Annotated in this window: 6 protein-coding genes and 1 pseudogene; 4 read left to right on the forward strand and 3 right to left on the reverse strand. The window is 65.6% G+C overall.

Going from position 1 to position 7,978, the window contains the following annotated elements; all coding sequences use genetic code 11:
- The 4 genes from VLR48_RS16510 to VLR48_RS16525 all read left to right on the forward strand — a co-directional run.
- On the forward strand, positions 1–992 hold a 992-nt coding region (locus VLR48_RS16510), incomplete at its 5' end, for a DUF4350 domain-containing protein (protein ID WP_325292838.1).
- Positions 989–2,149 carry a hypothetical protein gene (locus VLR48_RS16515; protein WP_325292839.1) on the forward strand — a complete coding sequence of 387 codons (1,161 nt, stop codon included), beginning with the start codon at positions 989–991 and terminating at the stop codon, positions 2,147–2,149. The genes VLR48_RS16510 and VLR48_RS16515, both read left to right, overlap by 4 nt.
- Positions 2,149–2,976 (forward strand): bifunctional DNA-formamidopyrimidine glycosylase/DNA-(apurinic or apyrimidinic site) lyase, encoded by an 828-nt coding sequence (mutM, locus tag VLR48_RS16520; RefSeq protein WP_325292840.1) that lies wholly within the window; start codon positions 2,149–2,151, stop codon positions 2,974–2,976. Before VLR48_RS16515 ends, mutM begins: the two co-directional genes overlap by 1 nt.
- Before the next feature lie 87 nt (positions 2,977–3,063).
- Complete coding sequence (locus VLR48_RS16525) at positions 3,064–4,608, forward strand: mechanosensitive ion channel family protein (RefSeq protein WP_325292841.1); 1,545 nt, start codon at positions 3,064–3,066, stop codon at positions 4,606–4,608.
- A gap of 119 nt (positions 4,609–4,727) precedes the next feature.
- On the opposite strand, the gene VLR48_RS16530 is transcribed toward VLR48_RS16525, so the two are convergent.
- From VLR48_RS16530 to VLR48_RS16540, 3 genes and pseudogenes are all read right to left on the reverse strand, one after another.
- Positions 4,728–6,725 carry a choline BCCT transporter BetT gene (locus tag VLR48_RS16530; protein ID WP_325292842.1) on the reverse strand — a complete coding sequence of 666 codons (1,998 nt, stop codon included), beginning with the start codon at positions 6,723–6,725 and terminating at the stop codon, positions 4,728–4,730.
- 17 nt (positions 6,726–6,742) lie between these two features.
- Positions 6,743–7,585, reverse strand: coding sequence for a class I SAM-dependent methyltransferase (locus tag VLR48_RS16535; protein WP_325292843.1), 843 nt, complete (start codon positions 7,583–7,585; stop codon positions 6,743–6,745).
- Positions 7,582–7,978, reverse strand: a pseudogene (locus VLR48_RS16540) (class I SAM-dependent methyltransferase); the annotation flags it as partial. The gene VLR48_RS16535 and the pseudogene VLR48_RS16540, both read right to left, overlap by 4 nt.

Consider the following 7,978-nt stretch of genomic DNA (forward strand, 5'->3'; position numbering starts at 1 on the left):
TCGACTATCGCGGGCGACGCGAGATCGTCGCGGAGGTCGGCGAGCGCGCGATCAGCGCCGCCATCGCCCGGCTCGGCGCGAGCCGTGTCCCCTGGGTCGCCGTGATCGAGGGTCACGGCGAGCGCGCTATACAGGGCGAGGGCGGCGCCGACCTGGGTCGCTTGGGCGAGGAGTTGGCGGAGCGCGGCTTTCTCGCGCGTCCGCTCGACTTGGGTCGCGTCGAGGAGGTGCCGATCAACACCCGGATCCTGGTCCTCTCCACGCCCCGCATCCCCCTCTTTCCGGGCGTCGTCGAGCGCCTGATCGCGTATCTCGATCGGGGCGGCAACCTGCTCTGGCTGCTGGATCCCGGAGCGCTCAACGGGCTTGAGTCCCTGGTCGACTATCTGGGGCTGACCATCCTGCCCGGCACGGTCGTCGACGCGGATGCCGCCGCCTTGGGTGTCGCAACCCCGGCCGTCGCGGTCATCGCCGAGTATCCGGAGCACCCCTTCTCGGCCGATCTCGACGTCCCGGCCCTGCTGCCGGGCAGCATCGCGTTCGGCACCGAGCCCGCTCCCGGATGGATTCTGGACACCTATCTGGCGACCGGCGCGCGGAGCTGGAACGAGATCGGGCGGCTCGACGGCCTGATCGACCGCGACGAGGTCATCGGCGAGCAGCCTGGTCCACTCCCGGTCGTCTTGGCCCTGAATCGCCCGATGCCGGAGGACGGTCGCGAGCAGCGCGTCCTGGTGGTCGGCGACGGCGACTTCGCGAGCAACGCCCAGATCGGCGCCTACGGAAATCGGGCGCTCGCGCTCGCCTTGCTGGCCTGGCTGAGCGATCCGGGCGATCTCACCGTGCTCCCGCCCGACCCGCTCGCGCTGGACGCGCTCGTCCTCGACGAGCAGCAACGGCTGCGCATCGGGCTGGGGTCGCTGGTCATCTTGCCCGCGCTCTTCCTCTTGATCGGGCTCGGTATCCGCTGGCGGCGCTGGAGAGGGACATGAGGTCGCGCTGGATCCTCAACCTGGTTCTGATCTTGGTCCTCTCGGCACTCGGCTGGGCGATTCGTCACGAGCTTGCCGTTACGCAAGCCCCGGCGACATTGGCCGGTGCGGGCGCGCCCGATCCGCACCTGATCGAGATCGCCCGCGAAGGCGAGCCGACCATCGCGCTCGAGCGGCTCGCCTCCGGCTGGCGGATGCGCTCGCCCTGGGACGTGGATGTCGACCCGGATCGCGTCGCTGCCCTGCTGGCGATCCGCGACGCGCCGCTCCTGCGCAGTGTCCCGGCGCAGGCCGCCGCGCTGGGGGAGCTGGGTCTGGACCCGGTCAAGCTGCGTCTGCGCCTGGACACAACCGATATCGCGACGGGCGGGCTGGACCCGATCGAACAATGGCGCTATGTCGCGAGCGATGACCTGGTCCATCTCATTCCTGACCGTTTCCAGCATCTGCTCATTGCGCCGCCGATCGACTATGTGGCGCGCATGCCGCTCCCGCGCGATCTCGGGCCTGTCTTCGCCACGCACGACAGGGTTCCCCTGAGCGTCGAGACCTTGGCCCGGCTCACGGGGCTGGTCGCCGAGCGCATCGAGCCCTTGATCGGTGAGCCGAACGGTACGCTGCTTGAGCTCAGCGCATCGGACGGGACGCGGGTGCGCTATCGGGTGTCGGAGGACGGTCGACGTTGGACGCGACCGGATCTGAGACTCACCTACGTGCTCGGCGAGCCCCCCGAGCTGATCGAGGATCCCGGCGCCATCGACCCGACCCCGTCGCTTTCGGTTTCGGCGCCGGTCTCCGAGCAGGACGCCGTGACGACGGACTCCGCCTGGCCCGAGTCCCCGTCGAGTCCGGAAGCAGATGTCTTCGCCCCGGACCCCGAGTGGCGCGAATCACCGGGCACGCTGGATTCCCTGATGGACCCGGACGCCCCGCTTTCCGGCGAGCTCCCGCTCGGCTCCCCACCGGAGGTCCGGCTGCGCCCGCATGATGTGCTTCGCGAGGAGGTGCTGACTCGGGACGGTGTCGAGCAGGAGGGTTTCGGGGTCGAGGAGGACCGAGACCTCCCCGATGGCTTCGGCCTGGATCCCTTCGCCCCGGATCCTGCCGATGCGGGTCTCGCGCCTGCGGATGCCGATCCGCCGAGGGGTCAACTCTGATGCCCGAGCTTCCGGAGGTCGAGACCACGCTCCGCGGCATCCGCCCCTATTTGGAGGGCGCGCTGATCGAACGTCTGATCGTTCGCGACCCGCGGCTGCGCCGGCCGATCCCGCCCGAGACCGCGGAGCGCGTGGCCGGTCAGACGGTTCGGTCCTTGTCGAGACGCAGCAAATATCTCCTGATCGGCTTGGATCAGGGTACTTTGCTCATCCATCTGGAGATGTCCGGCAGCCTGCGGGTCGTCCCCGCGGACAGCCCGCCGAAGAAACACGACCACCTCGACCTGGTGCTCTCCGATCGGCGTTGTCTTCGGTTTCACGACCCGCGCCGCTTCGGTTTGTTTCTGTGGCTCCCGGAGACGCCCGAGCTTGCCGAGGCCCATCATCCATTGCTGTGCGACCTGGGTCCCGAGCCGCTGGGGACGGCATTCGACGGCGATCATCTCCACCGTCTGAGCCGAGAACGGCGGGTCGCCGTGAAGATCTTTTTGATGGATGCCTCGGTGGTGGTGGGAGTCGGGAACATCTACGCGAACGAGTCGCTCTTCCTGGCCGGCATCCATCCCGCTCGCGCCTGTCATCGGATCGGCCTGGAGCGCTACCGTCGTCTCGCGGAGGTGATTCGCGGCGTGCTCCAAGCCTCCATTACGCAGGGTGGCACGACCCTGCGCGACTTTGTCCAAGAGGACGGCAACCCCGGATATTTCGCCCAGTCCCTGCGGGTTTACGGCCGCACCGGCGAGCCCTGCGTCGCCTGCGGCGCGCCGGTCCGCCAGCGGCGCATCGGGCAGCGCTCGAGCTTTTACTGCGTGCACTGCCAACACTGATCCGATCGAGGTGATCTCGCGAGTGTATGCCGTCAATCTGCCCGCCCGGTGGGTGCCGTGGCCGTATGCAGACCGACCGGAGACAAGATGATCCTATTCGAACGACTGGCCCAACTGCATTGGCCCATTCTGCTCGGCGTGGCGCTCGTGCTCATGCTCTGGCGCCTCGGAACGGGGCCGCTTCAGGGCCGTTGGCTGCGCAAACGCGCTCCGATCATGCTTGCCGTCGGCGATCTGCTTTTGTGGCCCTTCGTGGTGTTGGTGGCGGGGAGTCTGATCCTGCTGCTCACGCCATGGCTGGGGCTCGAGAATGCCGATGCCGGGGTTCGAACCGCGACCCTGGTCGTGTGCTACCTGGTCGTCAGTTGGCTGCTGGCTCGCCTGATCGAGGTGATGATCCTGCGCAAGGCCGACGACGCGTTACCCGAGCGCGTGCCGAAGCTGGTGGTCGGCTTGATCTATGCCGTGCTCATGTTCGTGGGTATTGCGATCGTGCTCTGGCAGCGCGGCTATTCCTTCGCCGGAATCTGGCTCTCCACGGGTGTCGCCGCTGCCGTGCTCGGTCTTGCGCTCCAGCGCACACTCGGGGATCTCTTCTCCGGGATCGCGCTCGGCATCGAGCGGCCGTTCAAGATGGGCGATTGGGTGGAGCTGCGCGACGGCACCGTCGGGCAGGTCATCGACCTCAACTGGCGAGCCACACGCCTGCGGGGTTGGGACAATGCGACCCATGTCATCCCGAATTCAAAGATGGCCGGCGAGCCGCTGAAAAATCTGCACGACGATCAGCATCTCTTCGCCCCCTGGTATTTCGTCCGGATCCCGGCCGAGGTCGATCCGCGCTTCGCCACGGCACTCATCCTCGACGCGTCCTTGCGGTGCGAAAGCGTCCTCAAGTTTCCCCACCCGATCGTGCGTCTCGCCGATGCGACCACCATTCCTTACCAGTACATGGTGTGGGTCCATTTGAAGAACTATCCCGCGGTGTTTCGCGGTCGCGAGGAGCTGTTCCGCGAGATTCATTGGGCCATGCAACGCGCCGGGATCAGCATCGCGCCGGAGGTCCACGAGCTGCACACGCGCCGAGCCTCCGCGGTCCAGGCCGAGCCGCCGACGATCCTGCTCGCACTCAAGGGTCTGGATGTGGCGGGCCTGCTCACGCAGGAGGAGCTCGAGCAGGTTGCCGCGCGCAGCGTCTATTCTCACTTCGACAGCGGGCATGTGATCCTTGCCGAAGGGGCTCCGAGCGATGCCTTCTACGTGATCGTCGGCGGTCTCGTGGAGGCCGCCATTACGCTGCCGGATCGCACCCGTAAGGTGACGGAGGTCCTCGGCCCGGGCCATCACCTGGGCATTACCTCCATGTTGACCGACGAGCCATCCTTTCTAGAGTTGCGGGCCAAGAGCGACGTGACCTTGATCCGGATCGATCTGGATTGCCTGAGATCTCTCTTGGCCAAACGTCCCGAGCTGGCCGAGCGTCTCGCCCGCATCGTGAAGGAACGCGTCGATGCCGCGGATGCGGCCAGGGCTGCGAGCCGCCAGCCGGTCGGGCGCCTGAGCCTGCGCGACATCCGCCAGCGCATCGAAGGGCTCATGGCACGCCAATCACGCTTTACGCGGCGACCCTGAACCGCGCCCGGTGCGGTATGCGATGCCCTTGGATGACGAAAAACCGAGGGAACCTCACTGCGAGGGCAAGCCGGGTCGAGCTCCCAAACGAGGCTTCCCGGTTGAAGACCGTCGGGACGTCAGCGCACCGTCTGGAGGAAGTGCATGTGGCGCTCGTACTGGTCGAGGACGTCGCCGATGATGTCCTGCGCGCTCCAGCCCATGAGGTCGTAGTCTTGACCGCCTTCGCGCAAATGGACCTCGGCGCGGAAATACTCGAGCGCCCTCGCCCGGCTGGCGCGGGTGTCGCGCAGCACGAAGCTGGGCGACTCGTAGGGGCGCGGGCGGACCGAATAGAAGAAATCGATCTCGGCGCCATGCCGGACCTCGACCCAGACACGGCCGTCTTCGCCTTCCACGAGCCCGGCATCCAGGCTCATTTTCCCGAGCTCATCGACGACCTCGCCCAATGCCGGTTTGACGGTGTCGCGGATAAAACGCAACACCTCGGCTTGGGTCGGTTGGTGCACGAGTGCGTGCAGTCGGCGGCGCCAGTTGACCGGGCTCTGTGGGCCGCCCGGCGTCACCCGAGCCACGCGCAGGCTGAGATGCTTGATCGCGTCGATGCGCAGCGCCCGCAGCAAGCCCCAGCACATGAGGATCATCACGACCGTAAAGGGCAGTGCGCTGGCAATGGTGGCGGTCTGGAGTGCGGCCAACCCGCCGGCCACCAACAAGGCCGCGGCGACCACGCCCTCGACGACCGCCCAGAAGATGCGTTGCCAGAGCGGTGATTCCTCTTTGCCGCCCGAGGTCAGGATGTCCACCACCAGGGATCCGGAGTCCGAGGAGGTCACGAAGAAGGTGACGACCAGGAGGGTCGCGACCAGCGCGGTCACGCTCGAGAACGGCAGCTGCTCGAAGAACTGAAAGAGTGCCACCGAGGTATCGGCCGCCACCGCGGCGGCGAGCGAGGTGACCCCTTGAACCATGATCATGTGAATGGCGGTGTCGCCGAAGAAGGTCATCCACATGAAGGTAAAGCCCAGCGGCACCAGCAGCACGCCGGTGACGAATTCACGGATGGTGCGTCCGCGCGAGACCCGCGCGATGAACATGCCGACGAAGGGCGCCCAGGCGATCCACCATCCCCAATAGAAGAGCGTCCAGCCGCCGATCCAGTCGGTCGGCTCATAGGCGTAGAGGTTGAAGGTCATCTCGAACAGATTGGACAGATACATCCCGGTGTTCTGAACAAGGGTTTGCAGCAGAAAGACGGTTGGCCCGGCGATCAGGACAAAGGCCATCAAGCTCACGGCCAGGATCATGTTCAACTCGGAGATACGCCGGATCCCCGAGTCGAGCCCGAGGCCCACCGAGAGGGTGGCGATGGCCGTGATGCCGGCGATCAACATCACCTGAACACCGATCGATGTGGGCACATCGAAGAGATAGTTGAGCCCCGAGTTGATCTGAATCACCCCGAATCCGAGCGAGGTCGCCACGCCGAAGATGGTCCCCAAGACCGCGAAGATGTCGACCGTATGCCCGATCGGGCCGTAGATGCGATCGCCGATGAGCGGGTAGAGCGACGAGCGAATGGTCAGCGGCAGGCCGTGCCTGAACGCGAAATAGGCCAGCGAGAGTGCGACCACGGCATAGATGGCCCAGGCATGCACACCCCAGTGGAAAAAGGTGATCCGCATGGCCTGACGTGCGGCCTCGGCGACCTCCGGGTCGCCGACCGGCGGGGCGACGAAATGCATGACCGGCTCGGCTACGCCGAAAAACATCAGACCGATGCCCATGCCGGCCGAGAACAGCATCGCGAACCAGGACAGATAGCTGTAGTCCGGCTCGGAATGCTCGGGTCCGAGCCTGATTCGTCCGAGGCTCGAGACGGCGAGCGCGATCACGAAGACCAGAAAACCGGCGACGGCCATCACGTAGAACCAACCGGCCGATTCGATCACCCAATCCTGAATGGATTTGAACAGGGGTTCGGCGGTCTCCGTGGCGAGGGCGGCGAAGAGCACGAAGGCCAGCGTCAGCACCGCCGAGATGATGAAGACCGGAGGATTCCACTGAATCCAGGGTATGGTTCCCGTTGCAGGGGCCGATTCGTTGGTGTCGTTCATGGTCGTCATCCTTCGGTTTAGTCAGCAGCCTTCTTGAAGTGTAGGATTCCCCACCGAAGATAGCCTGACGCTCCCGCGTCGACCCAATGCCCGAGACCGGCGATCATGGGATCGATGTAGGCATTCGAAACCTTGCCGTCGAGCGACTCGCGCGCCTGCATCAGATCCTCGCGCACGCGGCTGTAGTGGGTGACCAGATTCTCGGTCATCTCGATCACCTCCACCGGCTCGAGCCCATGGCGTACGGCCGTCGCGCGGTAGGTCGCGATCGATCCCAAACTGTCCAGATGGATCCGCGCGAGCACCGGCTCGAGCACGCCGGGCGGACAGTCGTCGGCTTGCATCGGATCCGTGAACACGAAGCGCCCCCCGGGGCGCAGCACTCGCGCGGCCTCCGCGATGACCTGCTCGCGCCGCCCGCTATGCAGGATGGCATCCTGCGACCAGACCAGGTCGTAGCGCCCGTCGGGTGAGGGGACGGTCTCGAAGCTCCCGTCCACCACCTCGATCAAGTGGTCGAGACCCTGTTCACGGTTCATCTCTCGATGGCGGGCGTTCTCGCGCTCGCTCAGATTCAGCGCCGTGACGCGACAGCCGAGCCGGCCGGCGAGCCAGCGTGCCGCCCCGCCGTAACCTGCGCCCATGTCGAGTACCCGTGTCTCGGGTCCGAGTCCGGGAACCAGCGCAGCCATCCGCTCGACGGTGCGGCGGCTCGCATCGGCAATCGCCTCGTCAGCCGTGTCGTAGATCCCGATATGGATGTCTTCTCCGCCCCAGACATGGAAGTAGAAGTTGTCGGCATCGTCGCTGTTGTAATAGGTGCGCGCGGTTTCGACGACCGTGGAATAGGTGTCGCTCATGCGTCGTCACCCCCTTCCACGTAGCTTTTCTCCGCGACGTGGATGAAGAAGTCCGGCTCGTCGTCGCGATAGGTTTCCTTGAAGTCGCCATAGGTCGTGACGCGCTGGAAGCCGACCTCGTGCAGCAGTCGGCGCGTGTATTCCTTGCGCAAGGGAAACATGTTGAGATGGAAGACGTGATCCCCCGGAAACTCATAGCGAAAGCGTGCGAGCGTATCGTCGACATGCTGGGGCTGAGCACGGACATTCTCGCCGCAGTAATAGTAGTTGTGCGTCGGGGCGATCTGATGATCCAGGATGGCGTCGTAGTTGCGCTGATCGAGGATCAAGATGCCGTCGTGGCGCAGCGTGGCATAGAATTCAGCCAAGGCCTTGCGGCGATCGTTCTCCTCA

It is taken from the genome of Thiocapsa sp., from assembly GCF_035467215.1.
Classification (GTDB): domain Bacteria; phylum Pseudomonadota; class Gammaproteobacteria; order Chromatiales; family Chromatiaceae; genus Thiocapsa.